Genomic DNA, 14,838 nt, shown 5'->3' with positions numbered 1-14,838 from the left:
CCATGCATCCGGTCGAACATCTGCTGTATTTTTCGGGTGTCCTCATCCATTGGATCGTACCGTCCAACCCGGTCCATGCGTTGTTCCATCTGACACATGCCGCTCTCGCACCGGCGCCAGGCCATGCCGGTTTCGACAAGATCGTGATCGGCGAGGAAGCCGGGATCGATACCCATGCCTACGACCACTATCTCCATCACAAATTCTTCGAGTGCAATTATGCCGATGGCGTCATCCCGCTCGACCAATGGTTCGGCACCTTTCACGACGGCTCGAAAGAGGCCGAGGACCGCATGAACAAGCGCTTCATGGAGCGCGCCAAGAAATACGCAGAAAAGCAGGCCCGCCGCTCCGGCACGCCAAGCTAGCAAAGAGCCGAGCCTGGCTGGGTTCTTCCAGCCAGGACAATGATCTCAAGGACTTGCCAAAGGCGCTATGTGCTCCATATGCGCGTATTGAGCTCTCCCCCCGCCACCGGTTCAATCGGCCGTTGATGGCGGGAAATGCCGGAGCCTGCGGTCCTCCTTCTGCAGGCTCCGGCCTTGTCACCTAGTGGTGACTGGATGCCGGGCCAACATTCTCCGTCGTATAGGTCAGGAACGGAACCGGCTCTTGGCTAACGGGCACATCAATAATCCCCATACGCGATAATATCGTCTCCAGTGCGCGCCTTGCCTGGGTTTCGGGTGCCTGATCGAGAACGAGCGTCATCAGCCCCGAGGCGATGAAGCGGCGCGTTTCGTCGTTGAGTTCGTGCCCTATCCAGACGCAATCCCTTCCCTGTCGTTCCTGAAAGCGCTGAAGCACCGAGCCGACCCCAAGATTGGCACCGCCGGCATTGTAGATACCGATAATATCCGAACAGCGACGCAACGCCTGCGTCATCACTTCCGCGGCAACGATCAGGCCATGCCGGCGAATGCTGCTATCGGCCACATGCGCAGCGAACTTCTCCGGCTCGCTCTCTTCGACAAAGGTCCGGTGGACGGTGATCGAGCTGTCCAGCGAGGCGGCGATTCGCTCGAAGGCATGGTTGAGCCGGCTGAAAAAACGGCGACTCCGGCCTGACTAGGATGACTTCGATGCGGATCGTGCCGCGATAAAGACTTGGGATGATCCTTTTGTAGCCTAAGCGCTTTGCTGCCAGCACCACCTTCTCCGCCGTTTGCGGCCTGACGCTGCCGCGTTCGTTGAGAACGCGCTCCACAGTCGCAAGGCCGACACCAGCGGCGGCGGCGATGTCCACGAGACGTGCCTTCTTCATGCCGCTCCTCCCTGATGAAAAATGATCATAATCGGCGTGGAATGTGAAGGCGCATTTCGCGCATGCTTGGAACCAGCCGGGAGGAAAAAACGATGCGCTATCAAAGCGCAACGTCGACCTGCTCCCACGATTGGATGATACCTTTCGCGCCTTGCGGTGACTGCAATGAGGAGGATGAAATGATGAACTGGGTTGATGCCTGCGCTGCCGATGAAATCGATCAGGAGGATGTTGTCCGCTTCGATCACGCCGGGCGAACCTTTGCGATCTATCGTAGTCCCGATGACGAATATTTCGCTACGGATGGGCTTTGCACTCATGAGAAAATCCATTTGGCCGATGGGCTCGTCATGGATGACACCATCGAGTGTCCGAAGCACAATGGCCGCTTCAGCTATAAGACGGGTGAAGCGCGAGGCGCTCCGGTCTGCATCAATCTGAAAACCTATCCGGTCAGAGTGGAAGGCGATCGCATCCTGATCGGAATCGGCGCATGAGCAGCGATGCGGGCATCATCATCGTTGGCGCCGGTGAATGCGGCGCGCGCGCCGCTTTGAGCCTGAGGGAGAGCGGTTACCGGCAGGCGATCACCCTCATCGGCGATGAGGTTCACCTTCCTTACGAGCGGCCGCCTCTTTCCAAACAAGTTCTGCTTGGCGAGATGGAGCCTCGGATGCCAACCGTTCTCAATGATTTCGTGCTGGCGGAGCAGGCAATCCGTCATATCGGCAGCACTTCGGGCGATACCATCGACACGTCCGGAAAGCAATTGCTCCTCTCCGATGGCCGGGCGCTGCCCTATGACAAACTGCTACTGGCGACCGGCGCGGCACCAAGGCGATTGCCGAACGCGCCCGTCAGCAGCCGCATAGTCTATCTGCGGACGATCGATGATGCGCTTGCACTCCGTTGCTTCGTCCGAGCCGATATGCATGTGGCAGTGCTTGGGGGCGGTTTCATCGGCCTGGAGGTCGCCGCTTCGGCACGCGGCCGCGGAGCGAGGGTTACGGTCATCGAGTCCCAGGAGCGTATCCTCAAGCGCGGTGTCCCCGAACCGATCGCCGAAACGATTACTGCCCTGCACCAAGGCAATGGCGTCGTCGTGAAATGCGGTGTAGCGGTTCTCGGGCTCGAAGCGGATGAGCAGCGTGTCGATATTTCTCTTTCCGATGGCGATGCGATTTCGGCCGATGTGCTTGTCGTCGGGATCGGCGCGCTGCCGCGCACCGAGCTTGCTGCACGCGCCGGTATCGCAATCGACAACGGCATTGCGGTCAATGAGCGCCTGGAAACATCGGAGCGCGATATTTATGCCGCCGGAGACTGCTGCTCGTTTCCGCATCTCCTTTATGACGGTCGCCGTCTGCGTCTCGAAGCATGGCGCAACGCGCAGGATCAGGGCATTCTCGCGGCCGCAAATTTGATGGGCGCGGCGCGCAATTATCAGGCCGTTCCCTATTTCTGGTCCGACCAGTTCGATCATACGCTGCAGATCGCCGGACTCGTCGATGAAGGCCGCTCGGTCGTTCACAGAGACCTCGGGGATGGCGCCTTCATCCTGTTTCATCTCGACGACCAGCAGCGGCTAGTGGCCGCAAGCGGCGTCGGCCCTGGCAACAGGGTCGCCAAGGATATCAAACTCAGCGAGATGCTGATTGCCGGACGCGTCACGCCATCGACCGAAGCGCTGGCTGGCAACGCGAACCTGAAATCCATGCTGCCTCGAGCGGCCTGACAGGCTATCAAGATACGTTGGCCTCACGCGACAGCCTGCCGGTATCATCGGCAGGCTGCAGCAGTGCATTCATGAGCAGATGCCATAAGTGTTTGCAGCATTCAGGTGCTAATCCGGCATCCGGATCGTCCTACATTCTTTCTGCAGTTCCCTAGGACTTAGCAGCGGCGGTAATTCGTTCGTATCGCTATGAGATCCGATGTGGATATCTGCCTTGCTCCGCAAAGACGTCGGGCCGGAGCCGAAAGCCCCATGAGCAACGTCCGCAGGCAACGCCAGACCAAATGAAGGATAGCCATGGAACGCACCCTTCCGCAGCAAGCTTCATCCTCGCAGTGCTTTTCCTGTGCGAATAAGCAAAGAGCTTGGAGCTTGGTCCGGCGGGCCGCCGCACGGTGGCAAAGCCCCGACGGAGACTTTTACTGGTCTGACATCCTCCGACGAGCACAGGAATGACCCGATGCCCCATATAATTTTGAAAATGGCAGCAGGAAGAACCGAAGCAATGAAACATGCCGTGGCTGAAAATCTGACCAAGGCGGTCATCGAAACACTCGGCGTTGACGAGAGCTCGGTATCGGTCGCGATCGAGGATGTCGCGATGTCCGATTGGGCTGGGAAGGTCTATGTCCCCGATATCCAGGACAAGTCAGACACGATCTATAAAAAGCCGGGCTACGATCCGTTTCGGTGAGGGCTAGTCAATCGGGTCTGGTAGAGAGACGCAGATTACCATTTGCATCGATGCCCGCACTCACGCGATCATAGTCCTCAATAGTCGGATGCCGTGTGAATAACGGCGTCCGATGGGTCGCGCTGATCACAAGCACGGAAGCACCTGAGGCCTCCGCCGCCTCTATTCCCGCTGGTGCATCCTCAAAAATAAGACATTCTTCAATAGGTTGTGCCAACATCCTTGCAGCTAACATGAAGCAATCCGGCGCCGGCTTGCCATGCTGCACATCCTCGCCGGCGATCAGAATCTCCGGCCAGGGAATACCGGCTGCCGCAATGCGGACCTTGGCGAGTTCACGGGGAGCGGAGGTGACGATCGCCCAGCGATCCAACGGCAGGCTTTTCAGAAAGCCGATAGCGCCCGTGATCGGTTCAACGCCGGCAACATCATCGATTTCGGCCTGTGTGAGTATCCTGACCTCTTCGGCGGGATCGATCCCCGAAAGGCCGAGGCGGGTGATCGTCTCGATCGCCTTGCGACCATGAATGGTCGCCAGCAAGGCGATGGCATCGACACCGCGTTTTTCCGCCCACGAGGTCCAGACCCGTTCGGCGACCGCTATCGAATTCAGGACGGTTCCATCCATATCGAACAGGAAGGCGCCGAAGGAGCGGTCGTCAAAGGGCATCAGGATCGATCCTCGACTTTTGGGTTGGATGACAGACGATCGAGGATAGCCTGTGCGGTATTGGCATCGGTGACCAAAGCATTGATCATTCCCGATCGTGCCGCGCCGATAATGCCGCTAGCTTTGCCGGGAGTAGCAGCAACGGCGATGCAGAGCGGCACCTTCCGCAATTGTGCGGGAGAGGCTGCAATCATCCCCTCCTCTCCATCCCAGTGCAGGATCTCGCCCTCCTCGGTGACGTAGTGGCGCAGCACATCGCCGGCTGCATGGCTCAGCGCCTTTTCGCCCGGCAACGCTGTTTCCGAAGGGTTGGCCGCATGTGTCAGCCCGACACCGACGATTGCCGCGTCCAGCCTGTCCCAGAGAGACGTCACCTGTTGGACCGTGGGATCTCCGAGAAACGCATCCCGGAGTTCGGTCGAAGAGATATAAGGCGCATGCAGGAAATGCGGCACGCCACCCATCTGGACCGCCGCCTGGCGCACGAATTCGTTGATCTGAAAGTGAGGCGCTGCGTGCTGCATGCCACCGTTCAGCGCGACCGTGACGATACCGGGCAATTGCGGCAGACCAGCCAATGTCACCTCGCGCACCGCCCGCCCCCAACCGATGCCGAGCGTCGAACCCGAACGCAGGCTCGCCTGCTGCAGAAGCGAGCCGACAGGCGCGGCAAGCGCGCTCAGCACGTTTGATGACGGCGTATCGATTACGGCAGCGGTGCGCAGCTTCAGGCCGTCGATCAGTGCAGCATTCAGCTCTTCAGCAGATGAGAGATCGATCACCTCGATCCGGACGATCCCGACTGCCCGCGCTCGCTGCAGCAACCGCGAAACCGTCGCCGTCGACAGACCAAGCTTCCTGGCAATATCCACCTGCGCCATATCGGATTGGTAGTGCAGTTTGGCGACCGTGTGCAGCAACGCGCGATTTGCCGCAGCCTCCTGCGATTGAGACGAATTCAGATTGAAATTCCTTTCTGCAATGTGTTACACGTATGACACTTGAGGAGTTATCGCTTAAAAAGCCCGGTTTCGCAACGTTTATACCGCGCATGAGAGTCCTCAATTTCAAGAGTATTGCCCTCTTCGAGGAGTGGGGAAGGCTTGCTCGTATGGGTGCCGTTTCGCAACGGCTGGAGGAAGGATCACATGACGAAATTGACGACAGCGGAGATGCGCGGCTACCAGCAGATTTGCGGCAGCGACGGTGCCATGATGGTGATTGCCTGCGATCAGCGCGGCGGCATGCGCAGCCTTCTAGCCAAGGACCCGGCCGAACAGGCGGCGATCTCCGATAAGGTGCTGGGGGACACGAAGGCCGATATCGCCCGCTTCCTCGCGAGCAAGGCGTCCTGTGTTCTCGTCGATCCCATCTGCGCCGTGCCGGCGCTGGTCGATGATCGTGTCCTCCAGCGCGATACCGCACTGCTGATCGGCCTCGATGCTTCCGGCTGGGATACATCGGCGGACGGCTATCGTCTGTCGAAGCTGGTTGCCGGCATCTCCGCACGCCGCGTGCGCCAGCTGGGGGCAACGGGTGGCAAGATCATGGTCTATCTGCGCTCGGATCGGGATGCGGCGAACGCCCACAATATTCAGATCCTGAAGCAGTGCATCGAAGATTTCGCGCATGAGGATCTTCTGCTGGTCGTTGAATTCCTGACCTACAAGTTCGAAGACGAGGATGAGACAGATTACAAGGCGAAGCTGCCCTCTCTGATCGTCGGCGGCAGCAAGATCTGCCTCGATCTCGGTGCGAAAGTCTTGAAAATCCCTTATCCCGGCTCGTCGGAAGCCTGCGCCGAAGTCACGCGCCTTTCCGGCGATGTGCCGTGGGCGGTGCTGTCGGCCGGTGTCGACCACGCCACCTTCCTCAGCCAGGTCGAGGATGCCATGCGCAACGGCGCTTCGGGCGTCATCGCCGGTCGCTCGCTGTGGAAAGACTGCATCTCGCTCGATCGTTCGGTAACGAAGGATCGTCTGGAGACGGTCGCGGTGCCGAGGCTTCGGGAAATTCAGGCCGTCATTGCGACGCACTTCAAGGGCGCAGGCTCTAACGGCGCTGATCAAAGGCAGCGCGCCCATGGCTGACATCGCCATCGGCGTCGATATTGGCGGCACGAATATTCGTGCCGCCCTCGTCTCCGTTCAAGGCGAGATTCTTTCCAAGCTGTCGGAAAGAACCCCGACAGATCCCCTGTTGGCATTGGAGCGCGTCATTGCGATGGCGCGCTCGCTCGACACTCCTGAAGTTTTGGGGATCGGCGTCGGCATACCAGGGCGGGTCGACGTCGACAGACGCGAGATTCTGTCTGGCGGCATCCTCAACCTCTCTGGCCTCGATTTCGTAAAGCGGCTCGAGACAGCGCTGCAAAAACCTGTTGTCATCGAGAATGATTGCAGCATGGCGCTGATCGCAGAAATGCGGATCGGTGGCGCCAAAGGCTATCAAAACGTCGCGATGCTGACGATCGGGACGGGCATTGGCGGCGCTGTCGCCCATGCCGGGCGCATCTACCACGGGCACAAGGCGGCCGGACAACTCGGCCATATTTGTGTATCGCAGGATGGCCCGCCCTGCCCTTGCGGCAGACGCGGCTGCGTCGAGACCTTCAGTTCCGGAACCGCTTTGCGCCGGCATATCGCCGAATCCGGATTATCCGTCACGACAATTCGTGAAATCTTCGAGATGGCGGCGGAAGGAAACGACACGGCAGTCCGTGTGCTGCGCCAATGGGCAACACCCTTGCGTGCCGCACTCGACAATATCGCAGCGACCATGGATCCGGAGATTATCCTGCTCGGCGGCGGGCTTGGCTGTGATGCCGCACGGGCTCTTGCCGATTTGCCAGCAAGCGCTCCCTGGTTCTGCCCCGCCATATTGCCAGCGAAGCTTTCAGACGATGCCGGCGTGATCGGCGCCGGACTTTCGATTTTCGGCGCTGATGCCGCGCCGCAAGGAAAGCGGGTTGTCATGGTCAACGGCGTGCCGGCTTCCGGCAAAAGCCGCCTGGCCAAAGCTTTGTCGCTGCGGACCGGCTGGCCGGTCCTGTCTCTCGACGGCATCAAGAACCCGTTCCTGCAGCATATCGGCCCCGTCGACCGCGACTTCAATCGGACGCTGGGAAAGGCAAGCTACCAGGCGATCTGGTCCTTTATGGCGGAGGCGCCGACGGGCTCGACCTTCATTGTCGATGCATGGTTCGGCTTTCAGCCGAAGGCTCAGCTAGAGAGTTATCTCAATGCTGCGCAGATAGGCCATGTCGCCGAACTCTGGTGCAAGGTGCCTGGATCGGTTGCGGGCGAGCGTTACGCCAGTCGGTTGAAGGACCGATTACCTGGACATCCAGGTGCCGAATATGTGCCGGAATTGGTAGCGCTTGCCGATCGGGCCGAGCCTATGGGATGTGGTGCCGTAATGACGGTCGACCAGACGGAGGAACCGGATATGGCGGCTATTATGGCCTGGCTTTCAAAGGTCTTCGAGAGCGAATGATAAGCGCCGCCGTCCGGGCAGACGGCATAAATGCGAAATAATCCTGAACTGTCGTGCGACGCTATGTCCCCGGCAGATGCCGGCATTGTGTGCATGGCAGAATTGTGTAGCTATATCAACAAGATGATGGAAATTCTTTGCAGAAAAAAATTGCTTGACGTGCCGCAGTAACCCACTGATTATCGCTTTGCCGGACAGGGGAGGTTCGGCTTCAAGAGGAGGAAAATTATGGAGCGCCGCTCATTTCTCAAGGCTACGGCCGTGGCATCGCTCGCTACCGGTGTTGCGGCAGTTGCCGGCAGCACCAAAGCCGCAGACAAGAAGTTTACGATTGCCCTCATTCCGGGTCTGACGACCGACGCCTTCTATATTACCATGCGCAAGGGTGCCGAAGCGGCAGCCAAGGCTGTCGGTGCCGAGCTCGTTTTTCAGGGCGGCCCCGATTTCAACCCGGTGACCCAGGTTCCGGTTCTTGACGCAGTGATCGCCAAGAAGCCCGATTTCATTCTGATTGCGCCGACCGACAAGGATCAGCTCATCCAGCCTCTGAAGAAGGCTGCTGATGCCGGCATTCCGATCATCACCGTCGATACCTTCATCGGTAACGGCGTCTACCAGACCGGCAGCGGTGATGCCGATTTCCCGCTGGCCTATATCGCTTCCGACAACCTGCTCGGCGGGGCGATTGCCGCCCGCGCACTGGCAAAGGCCGTTGGCGAAAAGGGCAAGGTCTATGTTTCCAACGTCAAGCCCGGCGTCTCGACCACAGACCAGCGTGAGCAGGGTTTCAAGGAGGAGATGAAGAAGTATCCGAACATCACCGTTCTGGAGACGCAATATAACGATGACGACGCCAACAAGGCAGCATCGCAGCTGCAGGCCGTCTTCGCACGCAACTCCGATCTCGATGGCGTTTTCGGGGCCAATCTGTTCTCCGCTCTCGGTGCCGCCAACGGCGTGCAGCAGGCCGGCCAGACGGGTAAGATCCGCGTGGTGGCCTTCGATGCGCCGACGTCTATCGTTGATAACATCAACTCCGGTCTCGTCGATCTGGCGATTGCGCAGCATCCGGCCGAGATCGGCTATTTCGGAGTGATGGCCGCTTATGCGCATCTCACCGGCAATTCGATTCCGACAGCGATCGGGACCGGCTTCACGGTCATCGACAAGTCGAACGTAGCCGACAAGAAGATCGCGAAGTTCATCTACTCCGATTGATGCGGAGATAGTCTGTGCCTCGCCCATCGGCGAGGCACATTATCCAACGATGATAGAGCGACGGCGCCCTAATCTTCGCGCTTCCAACGCTCCAGTTTGGACCGATCCATGACAATCGACAATGCAGAGGTCCGCAAGGCGGATCAGCACGTGGCGCCACAGGCAGACCACGGCGACCAGGCAAAAACACTTCTTAATCGCATCGCGCAATTGCGTGCGTGGCTCTTTCTTGCTGCGCTTATCGTGACTTTCGAGATCTGGGCGCGGATCGACTTCGGTGGCACGTTCATCGGCTCGAGCTTCAACTGGCAGTCCGTTGCGATCTTCGCGGTAGCACCGTTGCTGCTGGCAATCGGGCAGACTTTCGTCATCATCTCAGGCGGTATCGATCTGTCGACCGGCTTCATCATGGGCCTTGCGGCCGTCGTCGCCGCGCATATTGCCAATATCGCCGGTCTTTCCATGCCTCTGCCCGTCGCAATGGTCTTCGGCATCCTCGTCGCCATGCTGGCAGCCGCAGTCCCCGGCCTCATCAATGGTCTCCTGATCTCCCGTCTCAAGGTTCCGCCGTTCATCGGTACGCTCGGCATGTTCGGCGTGGCGCGTGGCACGGCCTTCCTGCTCGCCGGCGGTACGACGGTGCCGGTCAAGAATTCCTATTTCGCCGAGCTTGGCAACGGACGATTCTATGGCGTGCCCTATCTCGTCATTGTCACGCTCGTCTTCGTGGTGATCATGCATTATTTGCTGAGCCAGACCCGCTTCGGCCAGCATAATTATGCCATCGGCGCCAATGCCCAGGCGGCGCGCCGCGCCGGCATCGACATCAAGTCCCATCTGCTGCGGCTCTATATTCTCTCGGCCGTCTGTGCGGGCCTGGGCGGCGCGCTCTATGCGGCCCGTTTCACTGCAGGCGCCGCCCAGGCGGGCGAGCCCCTGCTGCTCGATAGCGTGGCCGCTGTCGTTATCGGCGGCGCCAGCCTCTTCGGCGGTTCCGGCACGATCATCGGCACCATTGCCGGCGCTCTCGTCATCGCCGTCATCCAGTATGGTCTCGTCTTCATGAATGTGGAGCCGTTCTGGCAGTTCATCGCCGTCGGCGTCGTCATCATCATTTCGGTGCTCATCGACCAGGCGCAGCGTCGGTTCAGCGGAGCAAAACAGGATGAATAGTGCAACTCCCCTCCTCGAGGTCCGCAATCTCTCGCGTTATTTCGGTGCGGTGCGTGCCCTCGACAATTGCTCCATGGTCGTGCGGCCCGGTGAAGTCGTGGCACTTGCGGGTGACAACGGCGCCGGCAAGACGACGATGATCAAGGCGATTTCCGGCGTCTATCCGCCGACCGCCGGCGAAATCCTGATCGAAGGCAAGCCTGTCACCTTCTCATCGCCGCAGGATGCGCGCGAGAAAGGCATCGAGACGATCTATCAGGATCTGGCGCTTGCCGATAATCTGCCGATCGGCGCCAATATTTTCCTCGGCCGTGAGCCGATGAAGAAGCTCTTCGGCTTCCTGCCGGTGCTCGATCGGAAAGCCATGGCCGAAGCGGCGCGCAAGACGATGGCGGAGCTGGATTTCCACGTGAAGAGGCTCGATGCGCCCGTCAGCAACTTTTCCGGCGGTCAGCGGCAGGCCGTCGCGATTGGGCGTGCCGTCTATTGGAATGCCCGCATCCTCGTTATGGACGAGCCGACCGCAGCACTCGGCGTGCCGGAACAGCGCAAGGTCGTGGCTCTCATCAAGTCGCTGAAGGCGCAGGGGCGCGGCGTCATCTTCATATCGCACAATCTGCAGGATATTTTCGCGGTCTCCGACCGCATCGTCGTCCTGCGCCGCGGGATCGTTGCCGGTGAACGCAACATCGCCGACACCAATCATGAGGAAGTCGTGCGGCTCATGGTCGGCGGTTAGCAGGATCGCCGGCACATGATTTGAGCCGAGAGCGGCAACGGTGTTTCGTCGCCGTTGCCGTTTCGTTGTCAGCAATCAAAGGCGCTCATTTTGGATTCACCAGAGCCGTAGCAAGAACCAAGAGGCCGGCAGTTGATGCTGGAGCGCGTAGAAAGCCGGCAAGCGCATTTCCGCTTGCTTTGCTTTGATTGCGTTCTCATATATTGCTATCAATGCAATCAAATATGGGAGCGTGAAGCAATGGCATCGATCACCATTCGCAATGTGCCAGACGAGGTGCATCGTGCGATCCGAGTGCGAGCTGCTATGCACGGTCGCAGCACTGAAGCCGAGATCCGCGATATTCTGGAAAAGGCAGCAAAACCAGAAGGCCGGCTGAAGCTGGGTTCGCTGTTGACATCCATTGCTCGTGAAGCGGGAGGGCTAACCGAAGCCGAAGCTGAGGGTTTCAACCAGCTTCGCGAGAAGACCCCGGTCGGGCCGATTAGCTTCGAATGATTGTTCTCGACACCAACGTCATTTCCGAGCTGTGGAAGATCACGCCCGATCCGAATGTGTTGTCGTGGATCGATGCGCAGATGATCGAAACACTCTACCTCTCGATCATCACCGTTGCCGAACTGCGCTTCGACTTGGCTGCGATGCCTGAGGGCAAGCGGCGTACGATCTATCAAGACCGATTGGAAAGGGAGGTTTTACCGGCTTTTGCCAACCGGGTTCTGCCTTTTGACCTGGATGCCTCGCAAGCCTATGCCGATTTGATGGCGTTAGCGAGGAGGGCAGGCAAGTCCATTGGCACGGCAGACGGCTATATTGCCGCCACGGCTGCCTCACATGGCTTTATGGTAGCGACGCGCGATACTAGCCCTTTTGAGGCTGGCGGTTTAAGCGTCATCAACCCTTGGAACATGAAATGAAGGCGGTTAAGGCAGTCGCGTGATAAGTCTGCCGAACAATCCGAATATTCAAATGGCAACAGCTTGTTCACGCTGAGCATCGCCCGACGATCCGCGTGACCGCACCCGTTGATCTCCCTACTCTCGCGGTACCGAATGCATTCGATCCTTAATCGGGGAGCTAATCAGGAAATGTTCGTAATCTTCAAACGGGATGTGCGACTCCTCAGCCATCCCGGCAACAAATGCAATCTGGAGGCTGGATCGAGGAAGAGCCACCGGGCTATAAGTGCTTTTCCTGGAGGCAAGCAGGCATGACCGAAGCCGTACCCACCGTGCGTTTCACCGGTAGCGCACCGAAGATAAGCGACATTGCTTCGATAGCGCGCCGTAGTGCATGGATCGAGGTTTCGACTGGCGTTGAAAACAAAATCGCCGCTGCGCGCGCCGTCGTCGAACGCTATTTGGCGGCCGACCAGCCTGTTTATGGTTTGACGACGGCATTGGGCGCAGGTGTCGACACACGGCTCGCCACGGAGGACCTGATCGCCTTTCAGTTACGTGTACCGCAAGCCCGCGCCGTCGGGGTTGGGCCGGCGCTGCCACGCGAAACCGTCAGGGCGATGATGGCCGCTCGTATTGCTGGCATGGCGGCTGGCGGCTCCGGCGTATCGCTCCCGGTTTTCGCCGGTCTCGTCGCCGCGCTGAATGCAGGCTTTCATCCGGTGGTTCCCTCGCTTGGCTCGATCGGTGCAGCCGATCTTGCGCCTCTGGCGCATATGGCGCGGGCCTTGTTGGGCGACGGCGAGGCGGAGCTTGATGGCGCAATCATGCCGGCGCGGGATGCCCTCTCGAAAGTCGGTCTGAAACCTTTGCCGATCGCCCCGAAGGATGGCCACGTCCTCGTGGTCGCCAACAGCCTGTCGGTTGGCAAGGCCTGCCTCTGCATCGAGGATATCGTGCGCCTGTTCGATTGGTCGCTTGCAGCCGTCGCACTGAATTTCGAGGCATTCCGCGCCAATGTCTCGGCTTTCGATGACCGCGCGCTGGCGGCAAGACCAGCCTTCGGCCAACGCGAAACCGCGGCGAGACTTCGCGAGCTGCTTTCCGGGAGCTCTCTTTTTATCGACGGTGCGGCACGGCGCTTGCAGGATCCTTTAAGCTATCGCTGTGCCCCGCAGGTCTGGGGTGCCCTGCTCCACGCGATCGGCGAAGCGTGCGCCGCCACCGAGATCGAGCTTGCGAGTTCCGGCGACAATCCTGTCGTACTGGCCGAGGAAGGGCTTATCCTGTCACATGGCAATTTCGACATGACCGCCTTCGTTCTCGCATGGGAGCGCCTTGGCCAGGCCATCGCCCATTGTGCGGCGGCGACCGTCTATAGAACGATGAAAATCATGTCTCCGGGCGTGTCGGAGTTGCCGCGCTTCCTGACCCCGCTCGGTCAGAGCAGGACAGGATTTGCCACCGTGCAGAAAACGGTCTCGGCGCTTGAAGCCGAGATACGCCATCTGGCCAATCCGGTTTCGTTCACGCCGATCCCGGTCGCGGACGGCGTCGAGGATCAGGCGTCGATGGCGCCGAGTGTCCTGACGAAGATCGAGGCGATGATCGAGCGGATGCGTTATCTGGTTGCGATCGAGCTTGTCGCGTCCGCCCAGGCCGTTGATCTGCGCGGTGTGGCGGGCGAGCTCGGCGGCGGAACGCAGCGCGCCTATCGCAAGGTGCGCGAAATTGTCCCGCCGCTAGAGGAAGATCGTGCGCAGGGACCAGATTTTCAGAGGCTGTCGGAGTTCATTGAGAACGCCGACATGATGGAGATGGCTTCCTGATCGATATGGCGGCAAGGCGGTCCACGCCCGTTGCCTCGCTTTCTCGCAGGCCGTCTGGCGGCCTGCATCATCCGATAGACCGGCACGGCCGGTGACATGCCTGGAGAACGGTAATGCAGGAAATTTGGATCGACTATCTCAACGCCATCGACGCCAAGGCGCTGGCCCTTTCCAACGACGAAATACTCGACGCCGTGACCAAGGCGCTCGATGCTCAGGGGCGCGGCGAGACGGTCATCGAGCCTCGCGTTCATCTCGTGCCCGAGAGTTCCGATAAGGGTCATTTCAATGTGCTGCGCGGCTATGTGAAGCCGCTCGATTATGCCGGCGTCAAGGTCGTCGGCGATTTCGTCGACAACTACAAGCAGGGCCTGCCCTCGGAGCTGGCGGTTCTCAATCTCTTCGATCCGCGCACCGGCGTACCGAAGGCGATCATCGATGCGACTGCCATCACCGATATGCGCACTGGCGCGGTCACGGCTATCGGCGCGCGCCATCTCGCCCGCAAGAACAGCAGGATCCTCGGCCATATCGGCGCACGCGGCACTTCCTACTGGAACGTGCGGCTGCTCGATCACCTCTTCGACTTCGATGAGATCCGCGTGCATTCGCGCCGTCCGGAAAGCCGCGACGCCTTTGCCGCCCGGCTGGAAAAGGATCTCGGCAAGAAGATCATCGTGACGGACAATTGGGAGGATTGCCTGAAAGGCGCCGATATCATGATCGAGGCGAGCCGCCTGCCGGAGCCGACGCCTCTGTTCAAGACCGCCTGGGTCAAGAAAGGCGCCTTCGTCGTGCCTTACGGCACGATGAGCGCACTCGAATTCGACCTGACCGACATCATGGACAAGGTCGTCGTGGATGACTGGGGACAATGCGGACCCGGGCGTCCCTTCGGTGCCCTTCGTCGCCATGTCGATGAGGGTAAGGTGACGGCGGAGACGCTGCATGCCGAAATCGGCCAGATCGTTTGCGGCACGAAGCCGGGCCGCGAAAGCGATGACGAGACCATCCTCTTCTGGCATCGGGGCCTGAGCACCACTGACGTCGCGCTCGGCGCAGCCATGGTCGAAAAAGCAAAGCGCATGAATATCGGCCAGCGCCTTCGGTTTGCGTGACGCG

15 protein-coding genes and 1 pseudogene are annotated in these 14,838 nt (G+C 59.7%); 13 read left to right on the top strand and 3 right to left on the bottom strand.

Annotation, left to right across the window (positions count from 1 at the left end; all coding sequences use genetic code 11):
- On the top strand, positions 1 to 368 hold a 368-nt coding region (locus AC13QY_RS04955; protein WP_488492745.1), incomplete at its 5' end, for a sterol desaturase family protein.
- A gap of 181 nt (positions 369 to 549) precedes the next feature.
- Here AC13QY_RS04955 and AC13QY_RS04950 read toward each other — a convergent pair.
- Positions 550 to 1,264 (bottom strand): annotated as a pseudogene (locus AC13QY_RS04950) (LacI family DNA-binding transcriptional regulator).
- A 179-nt stretch (positions 1,265 to 1,443) separates the two neighbouring features.
- On the opposite strand from AC13QY_RS04950, the gene AC13QY_RS04945 reads away from it, so the two are divergent.
- From AC13QY_RS04945 to AC13QY_RS04935, 3 genes are all read left to right on the top strand, one after another.
- Complete coding sequence (locus AC13QY_RS04945; protein ID WP_113351207.1) at positions 1,444 to 1,761, top strand: MocE family 2Fe-2S type ferredoxin; 318 nt, start codon at positions 1,444 to 1,446, stop codon at positions 1,759 to 1,761.
- Complete coding sequence (locus tag AC13QY_RS04940; RefSeq protein ID WP_113351191.1) at positions 1,758 to 2,999, top strand: NAD(P)/FAD-dependent oxidoreductase; 1,242 nt, start codon at positions 1,758 to 1,760, stop codon at positions 2,997 to 2,999. Before AC13QY_RS04945 ends, AC13QY_RS04940 begins: the two co-directional genes overlap by 4 nt.
- Before the next feature lie 460 nt (positions 3,000 to 3,459).
- The gene (locus AC13QY_RS04935; protein WP_113332625.1) at positions 3,460 to 3,693 is read left to right on the top strand and encodes a tautomerase family protein; all 234 of its coding nucleotides are present in this window, start codon (positions 3,460 to 3,462) and stop codon (positions 3,691 to 3,693) included.
- Positions 3,694 to 3,700: 7 nt separating this feature from the next.
- Here the strand turns inward: AC13QY_RS04935 and AC13QY_RS04930 are convergent, their stop codons facing one another.
- Together AC13QY_RS04930 and AC13QY_RS04925 are read right to left on the bottom strand one after the other, a co-directional pair.
- Positions 3,701 to 4,363, bottom strand: coding sequence for an HAD-IA family hydrolase (locus tag AC13QY_RS04930; RefSeq protein WP_113351190.1), 663 nt, complete (start codon positions 4,361 to 4,363; stop codon positions 3,701 to 3,703).
- The gene (locus AC13QY_RS04925; protein ID WP_173004662.1) at positions 4,363 to 5,283 is read right to left on the bottom strand and encodes a sugar-binding transcriptional regulator; all 921 of its coding nucleotides are present in this window, start codon (positions 5,281 to 5,283) and stop codon (positions 4,363 to 4,365) included. The genes AC13QY_RS04930 and AC13QY_RS04925 overlap by 1 nt, the downstream gene beginning before the upstream one ends.
- A gap of 228 nt (positions 5,284 to 5,511) precedes the next feature.
- Between AC13QY_RS04925 and AC13QY_RS04920 the strand changes: the two genes are divergently transcribed.
- The 9 genes from AC13QY_RS04920 to AC13QY_RS04880 all read left to right on the top strand — a co-directional run bounded on the left by AC13QY_RS04920 (position 5,512) and on the right by AC13QY_RS04880 (position 14,834).
- Positions 5,512 to 6,453: a tagatose-bisphosphate aldolase gene (locus AC13QY_RS04920; protein ID WP_113351189.1), complete on the top strand. Its 942-nt coding sequence runs from the start codon at positions 5,512 to 5,514 to the stop codon at positions 6,451 to 6,453.
- On the top strand, positions 6,446 to 7,858 hold the full coding sequence (locus AC13QY_RS04915; protein ID WP_113351188.1) for an ROK family protein: 1,413 nt from the start codon (positions 6,446 to 6,448) through the stop codon (positions 7,856 to 7,858). Before AC13QY_RS04920 ends, AC13QY_RS04915 begins: the two co-directional genes overlap by 8 nt.
- Positions 7,859 to 8,086: 228 nt before the next feature.
- Positions 8,087 to 9,076 (top strand): substrate-binding domain-containing protein, encoded by a 990-nt coding sequence (locus AC13QY_RS04910; RefSeq protein WP_113332629.1) that lies wholly within the window; start codon positions 8,087 to 8,089, stop codon positions 9,074 to 9,076.
- A 108-nt stretch (positions 9,077 to 9,184) separates the two neighbouring features.
- Complete coding sequence (locus AC13QY_RS04905) at positions 9,185 to 10,249, top strand: ABC transporter permease subunit (RefSeq protein ID WP_113351187.1); 1,065 nt, start codon at positions 9,185 to 9,187, stop codon at positions 10,247 to 10,249.
- Complete coding sequence (locus AC13QY_RS04900) at positions 10,242 to 10,988, top strand: ATP-binding cassette domain-containing protein (RefSeq protein WP_069615566.1); 747 nt, start codon at positions 10,242 to 10,244, stop codon at positions 10,986 to 10,988. Before AC13QY_RS04905 ends, AC13QY_RS04900 begins: the two co-directional genes overlap by 8 nt.
- A gap of 240 nt (positions 10,989 to 11,228) precedes the next feature.
- Positions 11,229 to 11,486, top strand: coding sequence for a FitA-like ribbon-helix-helix domain-containing protein (locus AC13QY_RS04895; protein WP_113351186.1), 258 nt, complete (start codon positions 11,229 to 11,231; stop codon positions 11,484 to 11,486).
- The gene (locus AC13QY_RS04890) at positions 11,483 to 11,905 is read left to right on the top strand and encodes a type II toxin-antitoxin system VapC family toxin (protein ID WP_113351185.1); all 423 of its coding nucleotides are present in this window, start codon (positions 11,483 to 11,485) and stop codon (positions 11,903 to 11,905) included. The genes AC13QY_RS04895 and AC13QY_RS04890 overlap by 4 nt, the downstream gene beginning before the upstream one ends.
- 293 nt (positions 11,906 to 12,198) lie before the next feature.
- Positions 12,199 to 13,716, top strand: a complete 1,518-nt coding sequence (locus AC13QY_RS04885; protein WP_113351184.1) for an HAL/PAL/TAL family ammonia-lyase — start codon at positions 12,199 to 12,201, stop codon at positions 13,714 to 13,716.
- Positions 13,717 to 13,829: 113 nt separating this feature from the next.
- Positions 13,830 to 14,834: an ornithine cyclodeaminase family protein gene (locus AC13QY_RS04880; RefSeq protein ID WP_113351183.1), complete on the top strand. Its 1,005-nt coding sequence runs from the start codon at positions 13,830 to 13,832 to the stop codon at positions 14,832 to 14,834.
- Positions 14,835 to 14,838 lie beyond the last annotated feature (4 nt).

It is taken from the genome of Martinezella sp. CNPSo 3795 (assembly GCF_057784475.1).
Note: the sequence above shows the minus strand (reverse complement) of the source record. Positions and strands in the feature narration are given on the sequence as shown.

Bases quoted from the DNA above. Each gene is read 5' to 3' on its own strand.
- AC13QY_RS04945 (WP_113351207.1), top strand. From the start codon at position 1,444: ATGATGAACTGGGTTGATGCCTGCGCTGCCGATGAAATCGATCAGGAG.
- AC13QY_RS04880 (WP_113351183.1), top strand. From the start codon at position 13,830: ATGCAGGAAATTTGGATCGACTATCTCAACGCCATCGACGCCAAGGCG.
- AC13QY_RS04895 (WP_113351186.1), top strand. From the start codon at position 11,229: ATGGCATCGATCACCATTCGCAATGTGCCAGACGAGGTGCATCGTGCG.
- AC13QY_RS04885 (WP_113351184.1), top strand. From the start codon at position 12,199: ATGACCGAAGCCGTACCCACCGTGCGTTTCACCGGTAGCGCACCGAAG.
- AC13QY_RS04900 (WP_069615566.1), top strand. From the start codon at position 10,242: ATGAATAGTGCAACTCCCCTCCTCGAGGTCCGCAATCTCTCGCGTTAT.
- AC13QY_RS04890 (WP_113351185.1), top strand. From the start codon at position 11,483: ATGATTGTTCTCGACACCAACGTCATTTCCGAGCTGTGGAAGATCACG.
- AC13QY_RS04920 (WP_113351189.1), top strand. From the start codon at position 5,512: ATGACGAAATTGACGACAGCGGAGATGCGCGGCTACCAGCAGATTTGC.
- AC13QY_RS04905 (WP_113351187.1), top strand. From the start codon at position 9,185: ATGACAATCGACAATGCAGAGGTCCGCAAGGCGGATCAGCACGTGGCG.
- AC13QY_RS04940 (WP_113351191.1), top strand. From the start codon at position 1,758: ATGAGCAGCGATGCGGGCATCATCATCGTTGGCGCCGGTGAATGCGGC.
- AC13QY_RS04935 (WP_113332625.1), top strand. From the start codon at position 3,460: ATGCCCCATATAATTTTGAAAATGGCAGCAGGAAGAACCGAAGCAATG.
- AC13QY_RS04930 (WP_113351190.1), bottom strand. From the start codon at position 4,363: ATGCCCTTTGACGACCGCTCCTTCGGCGCCTTCCTGTTCGATATGGAT.
- AC13QY_RS04910 (WP_113332629.1), top strand. From the start codon at position 8,087: ATGGAGCGCCGCTCATTTCTCAAGGCTACGGCCGTGGCATCGCTCGCT.
- AC13QY_RS04915 (WP_113351188.1), top strand. From the start codon at position 6,446: ATGGCTGACATCGCCATCGGCGTCGATATTGGCGGCACGAATATTCGT.